At 63.5% G+C, this 20,189-nt stretch carries 23 protein-coding genes and 1 tRNA gene; 15 read left to right on the forward strand and 9 right to left on the reverse strand.

The genetic code is table 11. From position 1 onward, the window contains the following. Positions 1-2 precede the first annotated feature (2 nt). The 3 genes from VKR55_RS09220 to VKR55_RS09230 form a co-directional block, all read right to left on the reverse strand. Positions 3-968 carry a Bug family tripartite tricarboxylate transporter substrate binding protein gene (locus VKR55_RS09220; protein ID WP_324402056.1) on the reverse strand — a complete coding sequence of 322 codons (966 nt, stop codon included), beginning with the start codon at positions 966-968 and terminating at the stop codon, positions 3-5. A gap of 39 nt (positions 969-1,007) precedes the next feature. Further along, on the reverse strand, positions 1,008-1,790 hold the full coding sequence (hisN, locus tag VKR55_RS09225; RefSeq protein ID WP_324402058.1) for a histidinol-phosphatase: 783 nt from the start codon (positions 1,788-1,790) through the stop codon (positions 1,008-1,010). A gap of 551 nt (positions 1,791-2,341) precedes the next feature. Further along, a complete protein-coding gene (locus tag VKR55_RS09230; protein WP_324402061.1) occupies positions 2,342-3,229 on the reverse strand; it encodes an N-formylglutamate amidohydrolase in 888 nt (295 codons plus the stop codon). Between the two features lie 299 nt (positions 3,230-3,528). Here VKR55_RS09230 and cpdR point away from each other — a divergent pair, with 299 nt between their 5' ends. From cpdR to VKR55_RS09245, 3 genes are all read left to right on the forward strand, one after another. Continuing rightward, positions 3,529-3,888: a cell cycle two-component system response regulator CpdR gene (gene cpdR / locus VKR55_RS09235; RefSeq protein ID WP_006610087.1), complete on the forward strand. Its 360-nt coding sequence runs from the start codon at positions 3,529-3,531 to the stop codon at positions 3,886-3,888. Positions 3,889-3,981: 93 nt separating this feature from the next. Further along, positions 3,982-4,056 (forward strand) — tRNA-Val (locus VKR55_RS09240). 249 nt (positions 4,057-4,305) lie between these two features. Beyond that, complete coding sequence (locus tag VKR55_RS09245) at positions 4,306-4,959, forward strand: cupin domain-containing protein (protein ID WP_324402081.1); 654 nt, start codon at positions 4,306-4,308, stop codon at positions 4,957-4,959. A gap of 35 nt (positions 4,960-4,994) precedes the next feature. Here the strand turns inward: VKR55_RS09245 and VKR55_RS09250 are convergent, their stop codons facing one another. Then, the gene (locus VKR55_RS09250) at positions 4,995-6,572 is read right to left on the reverse strand and encodes an AMP-binding protein (RefSeq protein ID WP_324402083.1); all 1,578 of its coding nucleotides are present in this window, start codon (positions 6,570-6,572) and stop codon (positions 4,995-4,997) included. A 122-nt stretch (positions 6,573-6,694) separates the two neighbouring features. Between VKR55_RS09250 and VKR55_RS09255 the strand changes: the two genes are divergently transcribed. Continuing rightward, positions 6,695-6,910, forward strand: a complete 216-nt coding sequence (locus tag VKR55_RS09255; protein WP_324402086.1) for a hypervirulence associated TUDOR domain-containing protein — start codon at positions 6,695-6,697, stop codon at positions 6,908-6,910. A gap of 12 nt (positions 6,911-6,922) precedes the next feature. Continuing rightward, the gene (locus tag VKR55_RS09260; RefSeq protein ID WP_324402088.1) at positions 6,923-7,486 is read left to right on the forward strand and encodes a DUF488 domain-containing protein; all 564 of its coding nucleotides are present in this window, start codon (positions 6,923-6,925) and stop codon (positions 7,484-7,486) included. A gap of 158 nt (positions 7,487-7,644) precedes the next feature. Here VKR55_RS09260 and VKR55_RS09265 read toward each other — a convergent pair whose 3' ends face one another. Both VKR55_RS09265 and VKR55_RS09270 read right to left on the reverse strand, forming a co-directional pair. Next, positions 7,645-8,394 carry an alpha/beta hydrolase gene (locus VKR55_RS09265; protein ID WP_324402090.1) on the reverse strand — a complete coding sequence of 250 codons (750 nt, stop codon included), beginning with the start codon at positions 8,392-8,394 and terminating at the stop codon, positions 7,645-7,647. 390 nt (positions 8,395-8,784) lie between these two features. Further along, entirely contained in the window at positions 8,785-10,494 is a 1,710-nt protein-coding gene (locus VKR55_RS09270; protein ID WP_324402092.1) for an FAD-dependent oxidoreductase, read from the reverse strand. A gap of 52 nt (positions 10,495-10,546) precedes the next feature. Here VKR55_RS09270 and VKR55_RS09275 point away from each other — a divergent pair, with 52 nt between their 5' ends. The 5 genes from VKR55_RS09275 (at position 10,547) to VKR55_RS09295 (ending at position 13,918) form a co-directional block, all read left to right on the forward strand. Next, positions 10,547-11,677 carry an LLM class flavin-dependent oxidoreductase gene (locus VKR55_RS09275; protein WP_324402094.1) on the forward strand — a complete coding sequence of 377 codons (1,131 nt, stop codon included), beginning with the start codon at positions 10,547-10,549 and terminating at the stop codon, positions 11,675-11,677. A 3-nt stretch (positions 11,678-11,680) separates the two neighbouring features. Continuing rightward, positions 11,681-11,992 carry a hypothetical protein gene (locus VKR55_RS09280; protein WP_324402096.1) on the forward strand — a complete coding sequence of 104 codons (312 nt, stop codon included), beginning with the start codon at positions 11,681-11,683 and terminating at the stop codon, positions 11,990-11,992. A 335-nt stretch (positions 11,993-12,327) separates the two neighbouring features. Then, the gene (locus VKR55_RS09285; protein WP_324402098.1) at positions 12,328-13,122 is read left to right on the forward strand and encodes a DUF899 domain-containing protein; all 795 of its coding nucleotides are present in this window, start codon (positions 12,328-12,330) and stop codon (positions 13,120-13,122) included. Next, positions 13,119-13,403, forward strand: coding sequence for a hypothetical protein (locus VKR55_RS09290; RefSeq protein ID WP_324402100.1), 285 nt, complete (start codon positions 13,119-13,121; stop codon positions 13,401-13,403). The genes VKR55_RS09285 and VKR55_RS09290 overlap by 4 nt, the downstream gene beginning before the upstream one ends. 158 nt (positions 13,404-13,561) lie before the next feature. Continuing rightward, positions 13,562-13,918, forward strand: a complete 357-nt coding sequence (locus VKR55_RS09295) for a DUF1428 domain-containing protein (RefSeq protein ID WP_324402102.1) — start codon at positions 13,562-13,564, stop codon at positions 13,916-13,918. 41 nt (positions 13,919-13,959) lie between these two features. On the opposite strand, the gene modA is transcribed toward VKR55_RS09295, so the two are convergent. Both modA and VKR55_RS09305 read right to left on the reverse strand, forming a co-directional pair. After that, the gene (modA, locus tag VKR55_RS09300; RefSeq protein WP_324402104.1) at positions 13,960-14,715 is read right to left on the reverse strand and encodes a molybdate ABC transporter substrate-binding protein; all 756 of its coding nucleotides are present in this window, start codon (positions 14,713-14,715) and stop codon (positions 13,960-13,962) included. 186 nt (positions 14,716-14,901) lie between these two features. Then, complete coding sequence (locus VKR55_RS09305; protein WP_324402106.1) at positions 14,902-15,381, reverse strand: hypothetical protein; 480 nt, start codon at positions 15,379-15,381, stop codon at positions 14,902-14,904. Between the two features lie 255 nt (positions 15,382-15,636). On the opposite strand from VKR55_RS09305, the gene VKR55_RS09310 reads away from it, so the two are divergent. The 5 genes from VKR55_RS09310 to VKR55_RS09330 all read left to right on the forward strand — a co-directional run bounded on the left by VKR55_RS09310 (position 15,637) and on the right by VKR55_RS09330 (position 19,762). Next, entirely contained in the window at positions 15,637-16,698 is a 1,062-nt protein-coding gene (locus tag VKR55_RS09310; protein ID WP_324402108.1) for an amidohydrolase family protein, read from the forward strand. A 212-nt stretch (positions 16,699-16,910) separates the two neighbouring features. After that, positions 16,911-18,023 (forward strand): amidohydrolase family protein, encoded by a 1,113-nt coding sequence (locus VKR55_RS09315; RefSeq protein WP_324402110.1) that lies wholly within the window; start codon positions 16,911-16,913, stop codon positions 18,021-18,023. A 226-nt stretch (positions 18,024-18,249) separates the two neighbouring features. Next, positions 18,250-18,678, forward strand: a complete 429-nt coding sequence (locus VKR55_RS09320; RefSeq protein ID WP_324402112.1) for an RrF2 family transcriptional regulator — start codon at positions 18,250-18,252, stop codon at positions 18,676-18,678. Between the two features lie 72 nt (positions 18,679-18,750). Further along, a complete protein-coding gene (locus VKR55_RS09325) occupies positions 18,751-19,260 on the forward strand; it encodes a group III truncated hemoglobin (RefSeq protein WP_324402114.1) in 510 nt (169 codons plus the stop codon). Positions 19,261-19,336: 76 nt separating this feature from the next. Further along, positions 19,337-19,762, forward strand: a complete 426-nt coding sequence (locus tag VKR55_RS09330) for a Rieske (2Fe-2S) protein (RefSeq protein WP_324402116.1) — start codon at positions 19,337-19,339, stop codon at positions 19,760-19,762. Positions 19,763-19,801: 39 nt separating this feature from the next. Here VKR55_RS09330 and VKR55_RS09335 read toward each other — a convergent pair whose 3' ends face one another. Next, positions 19,802-20,029: a hypothetical protein gene (locus tag VKR55_RS09335; protein ID WP_324402118.1), complete on the reverse strand. Its 228-nt coding sequence runs from the start codon at positions 20,027-20,029 to the stop codon at positions 19,802-19,804. Positions 20,030-20,189: the final 160 nt, after the last annotated feature.

Raw genomic sequence — 20,189 nt, forward strand, 5'->3', positions numbered from 1 at the left:
CGTTACTTCGTCGTGGGCACGCCGGCGTCCTTGATCACCTTGGCCCACTTCTTTCTCTCGGACGCGATGTAGTCGCGGAACTGGTCCGGCGTCATTGGCACCAGCGTCAGGCCGAGGGCGGCGAGCTTCTGCTTCACGTCGGGATCGGACATTGCCTGCGTCGTGAAGCGATGCAGCTTTTCGATGACGTCCTTTGGTGTCGCGGCCGGCGCCACCATGCCGTACCAGTTCTCGGCGAGCACGTCGGGCATGCCGACCTCCGCCGTGGTCGGCACGTCGGGCGCCAGCGGCGAGCGCGTCTTGGCGCCGAGCGCGATCGGGCGGAGCGTGCCGGCCTTGATCTGCGGCAGCAGCACCGGAAGATCGAGGAACGTCATCTGCACCTGATGGGCGAGCAGGTCGTTGATTGCAGGCGCCGCTCCCCGATAGGGCACGTGCACAATGTCGATCTTGGCCGTGAGCTTGAACAATTCACCGGCGAGATGCGGCAGGCCGCCGACGCCGGCGGAGGCGAAATTGAGCTTGCCCGGCTGCGCCTTGGCGAGCGCGACGAGTTCGGCCATGTTCTTGGCCGGTACGTCGCTGGTCACGACCAGCATTTCCGGCACCTGCGCCACCAGCGTCACCGGCGCCAGGTCCTTTTGCGGATCGTAGGCGATCTTCTCCATGCTCGGGGTGATCGCAAGCGCGCTCGCGCTGGTGATGGCGACAGTGTAGCCGTCGGGCGCGGCCTTCGCCACGGCATCGGTGCCGGCGACGCCGGCCTGGCCGCTGCGGTTGTCGATGATGACCGGCTGGTTGATGATCTGAGACATGCGCTGGCCGACGGCGCGGGCGATGATGTCGTTCGGGCCGCCGGCCGGGAACGGCACGATCAGCCGGATCGCTCGGGATGGAAAATCCTCCGCCGCGGCAAGCGACGGCGACAGCAACGAAAAAGCCAGCAAGATCCGGCAAAGGATCTTCATGAACGCCTCCCTTTGATCGGCTAGCTGGTTTTTTTGTCGCTAGCCTTTGAGCAGTTTGAGCGCGGCCTCGTGCACGCGCGGATCGCCGGCCGCGACGATGCGGCCGCCGTTCTGGGCCGGCCCGCCCTCCCAATTGGTGACGACGCCGCCGGCGCCGTTGATGATCGGGATCAGCGCCGTGATGTCATAAGGCTTGAGCTCGGTTTCGACCACGAGATCGAGATGGCCGGCCGCCAACATGCAGTAGGAATAGCAGTCGCCGCCATAGCGCGACAGCCTGACCTCGCTCTCGATCCGCGCGAAGGTCGCCCGGTCGGCGGCGTTCATCAGCAGCGGGCTGGTGGTGTAGGAGGTGGCCTCCTCCAGCGAGGCGCAGCGCCGCGTCTGCAGCCTCCGCTCGCCTGACGGCCCCTGGTAATGGGCGCTGGCATTGTCGCCGGAAAAGCGCTCGCCGATGAAGGGCTGGTGCATCATGCCGAACACCGGCGTGCCCTGGTGCAGCAGCGCGATCAGCGTGCCCCAGATCGGAAAGCCGGCAATGAAGGATTTGGTGCCGTCGATTGGATCGAGCACCCAGACATATTCGGCGTCCTCGCGCTCATTGCCGAACTCCTCGCCGATGATGCCGTGCTGGGGGAAGTGATATTTGATCAGCCGGCGCATCACCGCTTCCGCGGCGCGGTCGGCTTCGGTGACGGGATCGAAATCCTTGTTGTGGCTCTTGTTGTCGATCGAGAGCGAGGTGCGGAAGAACGGCAGGATGGTTTCGCCTGACGACGTGGCGAGGCGCCCGATGAAGGCGGTGAAGTCGATGACCGTCACGTCTGTTCCTTAAAAGAGCGAGGGGCGGAGGCGAGGGTCCGCGGAGAATCCTTGAGCGTCTTGCCTACCCTAATCCTGCCTCATCCGCACGCGGATGGGCAGCGCGCGGCTGGCATTTTGAATGCCGAATCGCAGGCGGCTCGCTGGTATAATTTCAGATAACGCAAGCGATCACGAAATAGCGAGATTGCGCAAATGGCTCGCCAATTTCGCCCTGGTCGCTGAGGCGCATCTCGTAAACCTTTGAAAAATATTGCAAATATTTGACATCTTGAAAGTGTTGCACGCCTGCATGCCTTGCGAATTTTGCATGGGAAAATCAGTAAAAGCCCTTGCGTTTTGTGCAGCGCGGTCGCATATTGTTGCGGTGCGGTAGCGCCTCGCGCTATCGCTGCCCTCCTTGGGCGTTTCCTCCCTAGACTTGGGCCGCTTGCTCATCGCAAGCGGCCCTTTTTTCTTAAGTCAGAGACTTAAAGGTTGCCGGTCCCGGCCCGGGAGAGCGACAGGCGGACCGGACTCCGGCAATGATGTAGAGCGGGATGGCTCCGACTTTATTCCGCGGCCGCCTGGAAGGGGCCGAGGTCGCCAAGCGGAACGGTGGCGAGGGCATCGGCCAGTGCTGCAAAATCGGCGGCAACCTGGGTAAAGCGCGGGCCCTTTTCGCGCCGCCGCTCGTCCATATAGATCGCCCGGTTGAGCTCGAGCTGGATGGCATGCAGTCCGCTCGCCGGGTTGCCGTAGTGCTCGGTGATGAAGCCGCCGGCATAGGGCTTGTTGCGGCCGACCGAATAGCCGAGCCGGCTCATGGTCTCCTCGACCCGGTCGGGCAAGAGCGGCGCGCAGCTCGTGCCGTAGCGATCGCCGATCACCACATCCGGCCGTCTCGGCTCGTCGCGGGAGACGCCGATCGAGGGCATCGAATGGCAATCAACCACGACGACGGCGCCGAAGCTCTGATGCGCGCGGTTGATCAGCCGACGCAGCGCCCGGTGATAGGGCTTGTAGAGCGTCTCGATCCGCGTCAGCGCATCGTCGACGGACAGCCGCTCGCGATAGATCTCCTGCCCGTCGCCGACCACGCGCGGAATGGTGCCGAGCCCGCCCGCGACCCGCATCGAGCGCGTATTGGCGAAGCTCGGCAGTCGCCCGGAGAACATCCGGGGGTCCAGTTCATAGGGCTCCCGGTTCACGTCGACATAGGAGCGGGGAAAGTTGACCCGCACCACCGGAAAGCCGCGCTCCGACAGCTCGGCGACCAATTCGTCCATGAACGAATCCTCCGAGCGCCGCAGCGTCGGCAGGTCGATCCGCGAGACGTTAAGGAATCCTTCCGGATAGACCGATCCGGAATGCGGGGAATTGAAGATGATCGGCGCCCGCCACTCGGCCGGCTCCAGGATCTCGAACGGAGGCGGCAGTTCGCCATCAATCGGCATCATCGGGGGGCGCCATCCCTTGAAAATCCGCTGCGCTGGATCGGTCGTCAGGCCCAGGCAACTCGCTTTCCGTGAAGGCGCATTGTCGGCAATCGCAGCCGTTCTGCCAAGCGAAAAGTCTTTGAAGCCGCCTGGAACGCTGACGCAATCAAATGCCGGTCTTTGTTGCATCAAGCCGCATTCCGGTCCAGAAATGATCTCGCCAGGGCGGCTTCAAGCGTCCGCCTTTCACCCGATATTTACCGTCTGTCGGGCTTAGTGAATGCATTGATCCGCCGTGAATTGGGATTGATCTCCTCGCCATGCACAAGATCCTCCTCGCCGAAGACGACAACGACATGCGCCGTTTCCTGGTCAAGGCGCTCGAAAATGCGGGTTTTCAGGTCTCGCCCCATGATAACGGCATGTCGGCCTATCAGCGGCTGCGCGAGGAGCCCTTCGAGATGCTCTTGACCGACATCGTGATGCCCGAGATGGACGGCATCGAGCTCGCGCGTCGCGCGAGCGAGCTCGACCCCGACATCAAGATCATGTTCATCACCGGCTTTGCGGCGGTCGCGCTCAATTCGGACTCGGAAGCGCCGAAAAACGCCAAGGTGCTGTCGAAACCCGTTCACCTGCGCGAATTGGTCAGCGAAGTGAACAAGATGCTGGCGGCCTGATTCGCAAGGCCGATTCGGTTCCTCTCCGCGTCTCTTTGGCTTGCCTGCCCGGCTGGGAGCCGATATAGGGACCCGACCCCCTTTAAAGGACTAGGGCACGTAGCTCAGCGGGAGAGCACTACCTTGACATGGTAGGGGTCACAGGTTCGATCCCTGTCGTGCCCACCAGCCTTCGCTCGCTTCGCGAGCTACGGCTCGGCAAGCCAGCCTCAAATCTATCGTAGCGAAGCGAGCGAAGGCTGTCGCGCCGAAGCCCAAAGGGCGAAGGCGGACTGGTTGCCCGGTACGCGAGCTTCAGCCCGGCAAGGCGTCTAAAATCAATCTATCCTGGCAAGACACCCCGATGCCACGGCGCCGGAGCCTCTTGGCGCGGGCTGCGAAACGGCTTTCAAATAAGCGAGTCCAGGGAGATCGCAGATGGTGCCACGTCTCAGCCTCTTCGAGGACATCTACAAGGACGCCGCGGTGGCGAAGCTGCCTGCGGGCATCCGCATGATCTTCATCGTGCACGGCGCAGTCGACATCGACGGGCGCGAGTTTCGAACCGGCTCGGTGTGGTTCGGCGAAGATGCGATGGTCTGCACCGGCGGTGCGGAGGGCGCAACCGTCTGGCGCTGGGAGCTTTCGCACGGCGAGCCCAATTCCTTCGAGGCGGCGGATGTCTCAACGAGGACCAAGCTCTCCGCGACGTTGACGACGATCCCGGACGGCGAATTGCTGTTTCGCGGTGACAGCGTCGCGTTCCCGCCGGGTGGGACGGCATTCACGCACCGGCATCAGGGGCCAGGCATCCGCTGCATGGTCGAGGGCGCGATCAGGGTCGATACGCATGGTCGCTCGACTTCCTACGGACCTGGCGGCGCCTGGTTCGAGACCGGTCCCGACGAGGTGTTCGCGCAAGCGGACCTCACGCGCCCGAGCCGCTTCATCAGGGTCATGGTGTTGCCGCGCGCGCTGCTCGGACAAAGCTCGATCCGCTATGTGCGCGAAGAGGACAAGAACAAACCGAAGTCCCAGAAATACGAAGTGTTCGTCGATCGGCCGATTTCTTTCGTCGCCAGGTCGCAATGAACAATGCCAACGACAGCTCCGCCAGCGCGTTCACGTCAGCCCTTCGCGATCTCCGCCATCGCCATCTCGCGCAAGCGCCCGCGCTGCACCTTCACGCCGTTGGCGCTTTCGGTGACGGGGAAGGCGTCGACGAAGAAGATGTGCGCCGGGACCTTGTAGCCCGCGAGCCGCTTGCGTAAGTGCGCGAGCAGCGGCTCATCCTTCACGACCGCGTTGCCCTCGGCAATGACAAAGGCGACGCAGCGGGCCTGACCGTTGAGGTCGATCTCGACCACCTGCGCGTCTCCGACGCCGGCGCAGGATTTCAGCTCGTCCTCGATCTCGCCGGGCGCGACCAGGAATCCGCCGAGCCGCATCGCATCTCCAGCCCGCGTCTCATAGATGAACGTGCCGTCGCCGCGCAGCCGGCCGAGATCGCCGGTGCGAAAGAAGCCGTCCGCGGTCATCGCGTCTGCTGTGGCCTGCGGATTGCGAAAGTAACTCAGGAAGCGCGAGGGTGCGCTGATCTCGAGCTCGCCGAGCACGCCGGGCTTTGCGAGCTCGCCGGTTTCGTGATCGCGCACGCGCACGATCGCGTCCGGTGACATCGGGGCTCCGCCGCATTCGATGCGTTCAGTGAACGCAGCATCGCGACGCCCGATCGAAAACAGCGCCTGGACTTCGCTCGATCCATAAAGGCCATAGAGCGGCAGGCTGCGGGCTTCGGCCGTCGCGGCAAAATCGCGCCAGCCCGGCTGAAACGCCGCAAAGCCGAAGACCTGCGCATGCGGGAATGGGCGTGGCGCCTCGGTCAGCGCAAGCATACGGCGGAACATCTCGTCGGAGCCGAAGGTGTGGGTGATCCTCTCGCGCTGCAGCGCGCGGAACGCGGCTCCCGTATCGAAGGCATCGAGCACGTGAATGGCGACGCCTGCGGCGAGGAAGCCGAGCAGGGCGCTCATCCCGAACGTTCCGCAAAACGGCAGCATGACGAGCAGCGAATGCCGATCGGCCGATAATCCCAGCGCCGTGCTGACCGAGAGCGCGTGGCGGGCGAGAGTCGTTTGCGAATGCGCGACCAGCTTCGGCCCCCGCGTCGTGCCGGATGTGGTGAAAAGCAGCACTGGCGCATCGAAATCCTCCTGCGCCGCCGGCGCGGGCGGATAACGCGTATCGAACGCGTCGAATCGGATACAGGGCCATGGCGCCGCCACGTCGCCCGCGCCGACCACGGCCACGCGCTCCAGCGCGGGAACGGCGGCCTTGTCGATGCCGGCGAGAATGGCCGGAAAATCGATGGAGCGGAACTGCGCCTCGACCACCAGCATTTTTGCTCCTGAGAGGCGGAGCAGATGCTCGACCTCGGCGCTGCGGTAGCGCGTACTGACGGCGGCAACGATCGCGCCAAGCCGCGCCGCGGCGAACAACAGCACCACCCACTCCAGGCGATTGACCAGCCACACCGCGATCACATCGCCCCGCGAGATGCCATGCGCGGCAAGCCAGCCCGCCGCCTCATCGATCCTGCCGCAGAACTGCGCGCGGGTGACCTGCGTGCCGTCGAAGACGAAGGCGGTCGCCGAGGGCGCATCGCTCTTGATGAGCGAGGCCAGAGAATTATGTCTAGGTCTCATGTTTGTGCGCGAGTATTGCGCGCGGCAGATGCGCGTGCAACGCCTGCGTTGACGCGATCGTCGCAGGAACCGCGCCTCGCGCTTATCGTTTTGACCGCAGCAATTTCATTCGGACACGAGCCATGGCGAAAACCTTCAAGGCGGGCGATCATGTGAGCTGGAATTCGGAAGCCGGCCGGGTGCGCGGCCGCATTCTGCGGGTGCACAACAAGGACGTCAATTACAAGGGCTACGTCCATCATGCGAGCCCGGACGATCCGCAATATGAGATCAAGAGCGACAAGACCGAGCATGTCGCCCTGCACAAGGGACGCGCGTTGCGGCGTCTTGCGCGTTGAGAGGCACAGGTGATGGCGCAGCCATTCTACACCATCGGCCATGGCACGCGGCCCCTCGGCGAGCTGGTCGACCTGCTGCGCAGCGTCGACGTGACGTGGCTCGCGGACGTGCGCACCGTGCCGCGCTCGCGCACCAACCCGCAATATAACCGCGATGTGCTGCCGCAGTCGCTCGAGCCGTTCGGGATCGGCTATGAGCACATGGCCGCGCTTGGCGGCCTGCGCAGCCGGGCGCGCGAGGTGCCGCCGGAGGCCAATGCGTTCTGGGAGAACGACAGCTTTCACAACTATGCCGACTACGCCATGGGCGAACGCTTCCACGCCGGCCTCAAGCATCTGCGCGAGCTCGGCGAAACGCGGCGCTGCGCCGTCATGTGCGCCGAAACCGTGTGGTGGCGATGCCACCGGCGCATCATCACCGACTACCTGCTTGCGGCAGGCGAGAGCGTCTTTCACATCCTCTCGCCGGAGAAGATCGAACCCGCCACCATCAATGAAGCGGCGCGGCCGCAACCATCGGGCGCACTCGCCTATCCGGCGCCCACGGCGGCGCAGCGCGACCTGTTCCATCGGTAGCGCATGATCCGGAAAAGTATGCAGCGATTTTTCCTCGCGACAACCGGTGTTAGCGCGAAGATCATGCGCAAACAAGAATCTGGAGCGCGATGGCGATTCATCCCAATCCCATCGCGCTCCAGTCGAGGGCGGACAGGGCCGAGGGCAGGTGTTTCGCCCTAAGGCAATCCACGCGCGTCGATCTGGCCGATGAGCTGCCGCAGGCGCTCGTGCAGGTCGGGGCTTTCGCCATCGAGGTCGAAAACGGAAACCGGGCTCGTCGGCTTGGTGAGCACGGAAGTGCGCGGGCAGTGTCCGGCGTCGCAGAGCATCTCCTTCAGCTTCTCGCCCTGCGCGATGAAGCGCGGCGCGTCGGCCTGCGACCAGGCGAGCACGATCGGCTCCTCGATTTCTGTCAGGCCCGGAATCGCCGACCGGCTGTCATAGGTCGAACTGTCCGCGCCGAAATAGGCGCGGTCGCCTTCGCCGGCGTCGGAAGCCGGGCGATAGACCCCCGACACCAGCACGGCGCCTGCGACATAGTCGTCCTTCTCCTGGAATTCCTTGTGCGCGAGAAAACTCGCGACATGGAAGGCGCCGGTGCCGTAACCGATCGGGATGATCTCCTGGGCGTTGCCGCCGAACAGGTCGGCGTTTTCATAGATCCAGGAAATCGCCGCACCGACGTCCTGCGCGCCTGCCGGCCAGGTCGCGGCCGGTGCGACTCGGTAGGAGACGTGGAAGGCCACCAGTCCCTTGTTGGCGGCAAAGCACATGGCTTGCTCGACCAGCGGCTTCATCGCGGCTTCATCGCCGTCGCCGGCAAAACTGTCACCGGCCACGAACACCACCACCGGACGCCTGGCGTCCGGCCTCGTCTGCGCGGTCGCGGCGTCGAGGACGTTCAGATTGTCTGCGCCATATTTCACGTTCCGGGTGAAGGTAACGCCAGCACAGGAAGCGGCGGCGGGAGCGGGCGACGCGTCGGCCTTTGGCAACGTGTCCGGCGAAGGAGTTGCGGCAGGTGCTGGCGCTGCCGGAGCGGCAGGATTCTCGGCGGGAGCAGGCGATGCGCTCGGCGCGGGCGCCGCTGCCGGCTCATCCAACAATCCAGCCTGAATCAGATCGCCCGCGAGGGTGGAGCGTGGCGCAGGCAGACAGGCGGCCATCGCTACCAGCGAAACAATTGCAAGGCATTTTATCATTTTTGAACCGCACTTTGCCCTGCCCTAGCCGTCACATGATCGGTCCACCTTTGGGCAATTTGACGGCATTTGCCATTCGGCGATTTCGCCGGCAAGCGCTGAAAACGGTCCCGCCTACGCGCCCACACCGGCCAGATGTTTGCCTGCGATATAGCCGAAAGTGAGCGCAGGTCCGAGCGTGATGCCGGCGCCGGGGTAGTTGCCGCCCATGATGCTCGCCATGTCGTTGCCGGCGGCATAAAGGCCTTCGATGACGCGGCCACTGGCATCGAGCGCACGGGCGTGCGCATCGGTCTTGATGCCGGCATAGGTTCCGAGATCGCCGATCACGAGCTTGATCGCATAGAACGGCCCATGCTCCAGCGGTGCGATGCAGGGATTGGGCCCGTGCAGCGCGTCGCCTTGATAGCGGTTATAGGCGCGCGAGCCCTTGCCGAAGGCGGGGTCGCGTCCCTCGCGCGCATATCTGTTGTATTCCTCGACCGTCGCCGCGAGCGTCTTGGCATCGATGCCGGCCTGCGCGGCGAGCTCCGCCAGCGTCGCGCCGCGCTTGAGATAGCCGTTTCTGAGATAGTGCCCGATCGGCATCGGAAACGGCGGCACGCAGCCGAGCCCATATTTGCGCAAGGTGCGATGGTCGCAGACGAGGAACGCCGTGATCTCATCGCCGGGCTTGGCGGCTTTCACCATGTCCTGCACGAAGTCGTGGTAGGAATTGCCTTCATTGGCAAAGCGAACGCCTTGGCGCGTCACCGCGATCACCCCCGGCTTGGCGCGGTCGATGAAATGCGGCATCACGCCTTTGCGGCCGTCCTTGCGCGTGGTGATCGAGACCGGCACCCAGGCCGCCGCATTGGGCAAGGTGTCTTCGATGCGGCCGCCGGCTCCTTCCGCAAGCCGCAAGCCGTCGCCGGTGTTGCCGGGTGGGCCCGGCGAATAATGCTCCTGACCGGTGGGCGCATGCGGAAACATCTTCTGCCGCCGCGCGATGTCATGCGGAAAGCCGCCGCAGGCGAGCACAACGCCGCGCTTTGCGATGACGCGCACAGGCTTCCCGTCGCGCACGACGATCGCGCCGCGCACCGCGCCGTCCTCCACGATCAATTCGCGCACCGGCGAGGACAGCCACAGCGGAATATTCAGATCGAATGCGGATTTCGCAAGCCGGCCCGCGAGCGCATTGCCGTTGGTCAGCGTCATGCCGCGGCCGTGCCGCATCACGTCCATCGCATGCTTCGACAGGCGTTTCACCACATAGACCGCTGAGGTCAGTGATTTGGTCGCGCGCATGAAATGCACGATGTCCTTGCCAGACCCCAGCATGATGCCGAACACGGTGAGCTCGGGCAGGGGACCGCCGAGGTCTTGTACGTGCGCACCGAGCTCGCGCCCGTCGAACGGCCGCGTCACCATCGAGCGGCCGCCCTGCGCGCCGCCCGGCGCCTCGGCGTGATAGTCGGGGAAGGTGAGCGGCATATCGAAGCGCACCGCGGTCTTCGTGGTGAAGAAATCAACTGCCTCGGGGCCGCTCTCGAGGAATGCATCGACGCGTGCAGCATCAAAGCTGTTGCCGGCCTCATGGCGCAGATAGGTGCGCGCCTGCTCCCTGTCCTCGACGATACCCCAAGCCTTCGCCAGCGAGGTTCCGGGAATCCAGAGCCAGCCGCCGGAGCGTGCGGTCGTGCCGCCAAAGTGCTGTTCCTTTTCGACGATCAGGACCTTGAGCCTATGATGGCCCGCGGTGACCGCAGCCGAAAGTCCGGCGCAGCCGGAGCCGACCACCAGCACATCGCACTCGTAGTTTTGATGATTGTTGTTCGTCACGCGATCGTCCTGTCGTTCCCTCAAGGACCCCATTTGGATTTGCAGAGCGGTCATGAGTCAAGCAGCGACCTGCTTGCGCCGCAAAGGCGGCAAGGGCACTCTCGGCAGCGCGGCCGGAAACGGCCGCCAGAAAAATCCGGGGGGAACGATGCAGTTCGGCATCTTCGACCAGAACGACCACGGGCGCTATCCGCTCACCGAGCAATATGACCGGCGGCTCGAGCTGATCGCGCATTACGACGCCAGCGGCTTCCGCACCTACCATATGAGCGAGCATCATTCGACGCCGCTCAACCTGACGCCGTCGCCGAGCGTATTTCTCGCTGCGGTCGCGCAGCGTACCAACGGGCTCCGCTTCGGCGCGCTGGTCTATGTGCTGCCGGCGCATCATCCGCTCAAGCTTGCCGAAGAGATCTGCATGCTCGATCATCTGAGCCACGGCCGGCTCGAGGTCGGCATCGGCCGCGGCGCCTCGCCGCATGAACTGAATTATTTCGGCGTCGATGCCGATGTGGCGCCGGCGATGTATGTCGAGGCCTATCAGGTCATCATGCAGGCGCTGACGCGCGACGAGGTGAATTTCGAGGGCAAGCACTATCAATTCAGGAATGTGCCGATCGACCTGAAGCCGGCGCAATTGCCGCATCCGCCGCTGTGGTACGCCGTGCCCGTGCCGGAGGGCGCGGCCTGGCCGGCGCAGAACAAGATCAATATCGTCTGCGGCGGACCGATCGCCCGCGTGCGCGAGATCACCGACCGCTATCGCGCCGAATGGGTCGCCGCTGGACATTCGCTTAGCGCGCTGCCTTTGATGGGCATCAACCGCTTCGTCGTCGTAGCCGACAGCGACCGCGAAGCGATGGCGCTCGGCCGGCGCGCCTGGCCCTCGTTCCACAAGAGCTTCATGAAGCTCTGGAAGCTGCACGGCACTCAGCCGCGTTTTGCCCGGCTGCCGGAGGATTTCGACACGCTGGTCGAGAACGGCGGTGGGATTGCAGGCTCGCCGGCGACGGTGCGCGAGCGCGTCCGTGCCATGACGGAGGAAGCCGGCGCGAACTACTTCATCAGCCAGTTCTCGTTTGGCGATCTCGCGCATGAAGAGGTGATGCATTCGGCCTCGCTGTTCGCGCGCGAGGTGATGCCGATGGCGCAGGCCCGCCTCGCGCAGGCGGCGGGGAGCTGAGTCATGATCATCCGCCTGATCGCCATGAGTCGTTCGATCGGGATCGACGACCCCAGGAATTTCAAGGCATTCTCGGTACGCATCGAAGGTGCGCTTGATGACGCCGCGCAAGCGGAGCTGCTCGGCCGCATCGCGGTGAGGCACGATCGCGAGCATGCCTGGATTTCGGAAGTTGCGCTGCGCGATTGGCCGGCGCTGAAATCCGAGGCGTGGTGGCAGGATGGCCTGACCGGCATGATCGCGGCCGTGCAGAAATTCGGCTGGATCGACAATGAGAGCCGGTCGATCCGGGCGCATATCGAGCACGCGCCGTGAGCGGCGCGAGGGGGATTGAAGCTTTTTCTTCACCTCCCCTTAAAAAGGGGAGGTCGCTTTGCTGCATCAGTAGCAAAGCGGGTGGGGATCTTCTCTCCACAGCCGCCGTCGCCCGCGGCTGATCCGATCGAGTCAAATCCCGCCATCAGCGCACCGGCTCGGGTTCCATCCATGACCTGGCAAGAGCTGTCAGCAACAACGCAATCGCGACACACTTGTCACTCTCGCCGGTCGATCCAGATCACTAGCTATTCTGGCGAAACGCAAACGGCGCGACGAGCGCCCCGGGGGCAGACCACGCAGACGTGACGAACGAGCAGGAAAAGGAGAGACACATGGATAAGAACAAGACGGAAGGCACGCAGCACCACCAGGGAGAACTTGGATTCAAGACGCCCCCGGTCGTGTCGCCGGAAGCGTGGGAGGCCGCGCGCAAGGCAATGCTCGTGAAGGAGAAGGCCTTCGTGAAGGCCCGCGACACGCTTGCCGCCGAGCGCCGGCGGATGCCGTGGACGGCCGTCGAAAAGGCCTATGTCTTCGAGGGACCGAAAGGCAAGGTCAGCCTGCTCGACCTGTTCGAGGGCCGCCGGCAATTGATCGTCTATCGCGCCTTCTTCGAGCCCGGCGTGTTTGGTTGGCCAGAGCATGCCTGCCGCGGCTGCTCGCTCGGCGCCGATCAGGTTTCCCATCTTTCCCATCTGAATCAGCGCGACACCACGCTCGTCTATGTCTCACGCGCGCCGCAGGCGGACATCGCACGGCTGAAGGCGCGGATGGGCTGGACGATGCCCTGGTACACCCTCACCGACAACTTCGATAAGGACTTCGGCGTCGACGAATGGCACGGCCACAACGTGTTCGTCCGCGACGGTGAGCGCATCTTCCGCACCTACTTCATCAACGAGCGCGGCGATGAGGCGATGGGCAGCGTGTGGAGCTATCTCGACATCACGGCGCTCGGCCGCCAGGAGGTCTGGGAAGATTCGCCTGCGGGCTATCCCCAGACCCCGCCGTACAAATGGTGGAACTGGCACGACAACTACGACGCCGAGGCCTCGCCCAACGCGAAATGGGTCGAGGTGTCCAGCGCCAAGGAAGCCACCTGGCGCGACGCCGAGGCGAAGACGTGACCGAGGTTCATCCCGCCCGTGCGACCGGCGGCCCGAGCCGCGACAACGAGGGCGCCACGGCGGCGCTCGGCCTCTCCGAATGGCTGGGCTTTGCCGCCGCGCCCACCTTCGCGGTCATGGCGCTGCTGACGGCGCTGGGCGGGAGCCCGATGGACGGGCTCTGTTCATCGGCCGCCGGCGCACCCGTGAGCGGAATGATGCTCATGTATCTGCTGATGAGCGCATTCCACACGCCGCCCTGGCTGAGATCGATCTTTGGCCAGCGAGGTGGCAGCCGCTGAACGTCGGCCTATGTCGCTTCGACAACCTGCTGCTCGACGAGGCTTAAACGGCCGGCAAGCGTGCCGGACTGGCAGTCCCTTTGCGCTGCGATCGCGCAAGCAGGTTCAATGCCTGGATGCTGTGCTATCCTCGCAGGACATCCCAAGGAGCCTGAACCATGTACATCGCAGGATTCGTGATTCCCGTGCCGGCGGAAAAGATGGAGGCTTATCGCAAATGGGCTGAGAACGGGGCGGCCATCTTCAGGGAATATGGATGCGTCGAGATCGTCGAGTCCTGGGAGGACAACGTCCCGAGCGGCAAATACACCGACTTTCGCCGCGCCGTCGATGCGAAGGACGGCGAGAAGATTGTCTTCACCTGGCAGGTATGGCCCGACAAGGCGACCCTCGAAGCCGCTGAAGCAAGAATGCACGAGGACAAGCGCCTGGAGGTGTCGGGCGAGATTCCGTTCGACCCCAAGCGCCTCATCCTTGGCTGCTTCAAGCCGGTCTACACGATGGGGCGCGTGTGACGTCCCTCATCCTGCGATCGCGGGACATCGCGTGTTCGCCTTCAAAGTCCCTCGAACCCTTTTGATTTCATGACGGCCTGGGCCTGAGGCGAGGTGAGGAACGCAAGAAAAGCCTTGGCACCGTCACGCTCCTTGCCCGCCGCAACCAAGCCACCTGCATAGTTGGTATAGTTCTGAAGCGCGGAAGGAAGCGACCCCAAGGACTCGATCTTTGGATTGATGACGATATTGCTCATCTGATCAAATCCAATATCGGCATCGCCTTTGACAACTGTCTCGCCTTTCGCACCAGCGGCGACAAGTTTCGTTTTGGGCTTCATCTCGGTGGCAATACCCAGACGCTCAAGTATCGCTTCCGTTGCAACCCCGCTGGAGTCACCCAATTTCGGATCGCCATAGACGATTGATTTCGAGGCGAGCAGTGTGTTTCTGAGTTCATCAACTGAATTAGTTGCCGGTTTCAGTTCGCCTTTGCGCACAAAGACACCGAGGCCAACCTTGGCGATGACCGCTTGGCCCAGGGCAGAGATCAGGCCCTGTTTTGTCAAATCCGGAAGCTGCTTGTCGGTGACGACTGCCACATCGATTGCATCGCCTGCTTTCAGGCGAGCGATAATCGCTCCCACCGTCCCATATCCGATGTTGATCTTGCGTCCTGAGCTCCTCTCGAATTGAGGAATAAGCTCGGTCATTACATGCTTCATTGCTGCAGGAAACATTGCTTTGATTTCGGCTGCTGGTAGGTCAGTCGCGGAGAACAGCAGCAAAGCAAACGTTGCAACGATCGTGCGCTTCATGATGGTCCTCCACCAGACGCTGCAGGCAATTCCCCACCGCTGATGCTGCTAGCGCCGGCCGATGAAAGATTGGGGCCTGTGAGTTGATCCCACGGCAGCTCTGGGTCAAACGGTTATATTATGGAATTGGCGGCGCATCTCTCCTTTACGTCCGGAAGCGGACACCGCGCACCGTGAAGTTACGGCCTACTTCGCCGCCTCATAGGTGCACTCCGCGCCTCCGCCGGCCTTGTCCTTCAGCGCCTTCGGGTCGAGCGTGCAATTCAGTTTCGAGACGCTCTCGAAATTCGATCCGGCCGCGCCGTCGGGCGGAATGCCCGCCATCGCTTCGGTGGCATAGAGCTCGTTGGCGTCGCGGCCCTTCAGCGATCGGGTCGCCGTCTTGAAGGTCAGTTCGCAGGAGCGCGCGGTGAGGTCGACGTTGCTGGTCCGGCAGACGATCTTTTCCGCGGCGACGGTGATCTTGGCCGTAAAGGGGAAGTGGGTGTCACCCTTGAACAGCGCGGCGACCGCCTTCTTGTTCGCCGCCGGCAGCGGCGCATAGAGCGAGACGACACCCGCGAGCGCCAGTGCGGCCTGGCCGGTGATCGAGGCGGCCGACGCGGTGGCTGTGGTGCCGAGCAGGAGCGAAACCACTAACGCCATCAGTTCGGTCGTCCTCTTCATCGGAAGCCTCTCTTGGCCGGCACGGGGAAAGCGTTGGTCGGAAATAGCGCGATTATGCCTCAACAATTGTGAACGGGCAGGCGAGTCGAATGATTTCGATGCCAAATTCCGCCGTGCGCAAGGAATGGCTGAACGTCTGATTTGGCAGGCCTGCCGGCCGCTATTTCCTTGCGCTCGCGGTCGGGCGGCGGCACATTTGTGATGTGGCGCGATGCACCGCCAATAGAAGACCAGAGGAAACCCGAGGGAGACGTTATGCCGACCGCTACGCGGATCGACTGCGACATCCATCCCGCCGTAGGTGGAACGCGCACGACGCTGCTGCCCTATCTCGACGATCACTGGAAGGAGCAGGTGGTGAGCCGCGCGATCGACGGCCTCGATCTGACGAGCTATCCGCCGAACATGCCGCTTTGCGGTCGGCCTGACTGGCGACCCGCGAGCGGCAAGCCGGGCAGTGACTTGACGATGGTTCAGCGCGGCGCGTTCGATCAGCTTGGCGCGAGCCACGCGATCTGCAACGTGCTGTATGGCGCCTCCGCCGTCTACGATCCCTATATGGCGTCCGCCTTCTGCAAGGCGATCAACGACTGGATCGCGGCCGAGTGGCTGTCGCGGGATCCACGCTTGCGCGCCTCCATCGTGGTGCCGATGCAGGCGCCGGATCTGGCGATCGAGGAGATCCAGCGCCGCGCGAACGACCACCGCTTTGTTTCCATCCTCGTGCTGGCGCAGGGCGAGACGCTGCTTGGCCGCCGGCATTTCTGGCCGGTGTACAAGATCGCGGAGAAACACAAGCTGCCGCTCGCGATCCATGCCGGCAGCGCCTACCGGCAGGCGCCGAGCTCGGTCGGCTGGCCGTCGCACCGCTATGAATATTATTTCGTCGAGGCGCAGGCCTTCCAGGCGCAAATCCTGAGCCTGATCTATGAGGGCGTGTTCGGCAAATTCCCGGACCTGAAGGTCGTGCTGATGGAATCCGGGGTCACCTGGCTGCCGGCCTTCATGTGGCGCGCCAACAAGACCTGGCGCGGGGTGCGGGTCGAGGTGCCCTGGGTCGAGCGCGAGCCGGCCTCGATCATCCGCGACCACGTCCGCGTCACCATGCAGCCGTTCGACGGCCCGCCGGACGCGACCGCCGTCGCCGACGTCATCGACCAGATCGGCTCGGACAGGATGTTCCTGTTCGCGTCCGATTATCCGCATTGGCAGTTCGACGGCGACGATCCGATGCCGCCGCATCTGCCGCAAAGCATCGTGTCGCGCATGTGCGCCGACAACCCGCTGGAGACGTTTCCGCGGCTGAAATTGAATTGACGACGGATGTTGAGAATGAAGTTCGCGCCGCATCGGAACTCCCAAACCTCTCCCGAGGGGAGAGGTCGGATCGCATCGCAAGATGCGATCCGGGTGAGGGGTTACGCTCTCTCGTGGGTACTGCGGCCCCTCACCCGGCACTCTTCGCGTGCCGACCTCTCCCCGCCGGGGAGAGGTGAACAGCTACGACCGTTTAGAATAAGGAGGATCGCATGAGTGATGTCATCGACCGCCCGATGCTCGAAAAGGAAGCGACTGCCGCGACGCGGCTACGCCTGATCGATTGCGACATCCATCCGAGCCTGCGCTCGCGTGCCGATCTCAATGAGTTCCTGCCGAAGCGCTGGCAGGACCACTTGAAGACCTACGGCGACCATTTGCGCACGCCCTACATAGGCACCACGCCCTATCCGCGCTCAGCGCCCCTGATCTGCCGCCGTGACGCCTGGCCGCCGACGGGCGGGGTGCCGGGCTCCGATCTCGCCTTCATGCAGAGCCAGCACCTCGATCCCTACGATGTCGAGTTCGGCATCCTGCAGGTGCTCGACCTCTTCATCTTCTCGCAGCAGAATCTCGAATGCGGCGCGGCGATCCAGCGCGCCATCAACGAATGGCAGCTCGCGCACTGGGCGCACCGTGATCCGCGCCTGAAGGCCTCGATCGTGGTCAGCCAGGACGACACCGTTGCCGCGCTGGCAGAGATCGACCGCTGCGCGAAGGTAGGTGAATACATCCAGATCAACATCTCGCCGCGCGCCAACGAGCCACTCGGCCGCCGCCGCTACTGGCCGATCTACGAACGCGCGCAGGAATTGGGCCTGCCGCTGGGCATCCATACCGGCGGTTATGGCGGGCACGCGCCGACCGGCGGTGGCTGGCCGTCCTACTATTGCGAGGAGCACCATTCGAACGCTCACACCATGGCCGCGATGCTCGCGAGCATGGTGATCGAAGGCGTGCCGGAGCGGTTCCCGAAACTGAAGATCGTTTTCATCGAGGGCGGTTTCGGCTGGATCGCGTCCGCGGTGTGGCGGATGGACCAGCATTTCGAGCGGTTCCGCAGCGAGGTTCCGCATCTGAAATGCAAGCCAAGCGAATATGTGCGGGAACATTTCTGGTTCACGACCCAGCCGGTCGACGAGCCGGATGAGGCGAAACATCTGCGCCAGCTCATCGAGTGGATCGGCGTCGATCGTCTGCTGTTCTCGTCTGACTATCCGCATTGGGATTACGACGACGCGCGCTTCGCTTTCAAAACACCCTTGACTGAGACCGAGCGGAAAAAGATATTCAATACGAACGCGCGCGCAGTCTACAAACTGTAGCGGTGCATGATCCGGAAAAGTGGGAACCGGTTTTCCGAAAAGATCATGCGTCACGATAGGGTACAAGTCGGCTTAAGGCGGATCGGAAACATCCCGCTTCCCTACCAAGGAGCGGGATGTTTTTTGCATGATAACATATACGTGTGATATATGTTTAGGCGCGTACGGTCCAGAGTCCCGCTTGGTCACGAACATCAGGACTGCACGCGAAACCGCGGAGCTTCAGATGCGCCTCACTCATTTCTCGGATTATGCCTTGCGCCTGATGATGTACTCGGCCGTCCGCAAGGATGAGCTGGTCACCATCGAAGAGACCGCGGCGCTCTATGGGCTGTCGCGGGCGCATCTGATGAAGGTCGCAAACCAACTCACACGCGCCGGGTTCCTGAAAGCCACGCGCGGCCGGAACGGTGGCCTGTCGCTCGCCAAAAGGCCCGACAAGATCAGGCTCGGCGATGTCGTGCGTTCCACGGAGCCCGATTTCGCGCTGGTCGAATGTTTCGAGAGCGGCAATCAATGCCTGATTACCCCGCGCTGTCGGCTGCGCGGCGTTCTGCAGGAGGCCATGACTGCCTTCATGCGCACGCTCGACCGCTACACGCTGGCGGATCTGATGCTGTCGCCCCAGGATTTCGGCATCAAGCCGGCGGCGTGAAGGCCATTTGGTCCCTTGCGTTCGCACTCGAAAAGATATAGATGAAATATATCTTATAGACGAGGAGCTCGCATGACTTTTGCAGACGATCCCGAAGGTGCCGCAGAGCGCCGCGCCCGTATCACGCGCGATCTCATGGAGAAGACCGGGATCGACGACGCCATGATCGAGCGGCTGGTCCGCGCCTTCTACGCCCGCGTCCAGGCCGATCCCCTGATCGGCCCTATCTTCGCGACCCGCGTTCATGACTGGGACGCCCATATTACAAAGCTCTGCGCCTTCTGGTCGTCGGTCGCGCTGATGACCGGGCGCTATCACGGCCAGCCCATGCACGCCCACATCAAGCTTCCCGTCAGGAGTGAGCATTTCGACCGCTGGATCGCGCTGTTCGAGGACACCGCGAACGCGCTTTGCCCGCCGGTAGCCGCGGCGCATTTCATCGAGCGCGTGCGGCGGATCGCCGACAGCCTCGAGCTCGGAATTGCGAGCTCGCAGGGGAGAATCCAGAGCCCGCGCTTCTCGACCGTCGCGCGTCAATCGGTCCGTCCTGCGCCCGCCACAGAACAGGTCTCCTGCGGCTGATTTGCATCATCTGACGTCATCGCGTTAGAGTTCTCCCTGCACGCTGCTGCTGGCGGCACCGGATGGAACCATACGCATGACTCGTCACATCGTCGCGCGCACCTCGGAAATCCCGCCCGGCGGCAACAAGGTGGTCGGCATCGAGGGCCGCGACATCGTCGTCTTCCACGTCAATGGCGAGTTCTTCGCGTTGCTCAATCGCTGCCCGCACGAGGGCGCCCCGCTCGACAAGGCGGCCTGCGTGGCGCGCCTGACCTCGCCGGAGCCCGGCATCTACCTGCGCTCGCGCGTCGGCGAATTGCTGCGCTGTCCCTGGCACGGCTGGGAGTTCGACATGCGCAACGGCCAGTCCTGGTTCGATCCCAAGCGCTTCAAGGTGCGCACCTATCCTGTCGCAGTGGAAAGCGGCGCGGAGCTGGCTGAAGGCATGGCCAAGGGGCCCTACGTCGCCGAGACCTTTCCGGTCGTGGTCGAGGATTCCTACGTTATCGTCGAAATGTGATCAGCCATCGCAAGCGCCGAGCCCGAGGCTCGGCTCCGATCAGCGCAGCCGTTGTGCCGGCGCCGCCGCACGCGGCAACGGTGCCGCGGCTGACGGCGTCGGCACCGGCGTCGGTGCCGAAAGTACCGGCGACGGCCCTAGAGGCAGCGGTGTGAGGGTGATCGTCGGCATCGGGGTCGGTAGCGCGAGTTGCGCCATGGCCGACCGCGCTTGCGCCACGGCGGCCAACGCCGCAAGTGCGATCAGGAACTTGCTTCGATACGACATTATCGACCCCCTATCTGTGACTGAACTGCCTCGCCGATGCGCAGAGAGCGCTTCTTTTGATACCCCACCTGGCCGAGGTTGCAATACAATTGGCGCGCACGTTATTTGCCCAGAGAAGTTTTCGTGGGGGCGCGGTGATCTTGACGCGCGCGTTGGCCGC

Source organism: Bradyrhizobium sp., assembly GCF_035309285.1.
Lineage (GTDB): Bacteria > Pseudomonadota > Alphaproteobacteria > Rhizobiales > Xanthobacteraceae > Bradyrhizobium.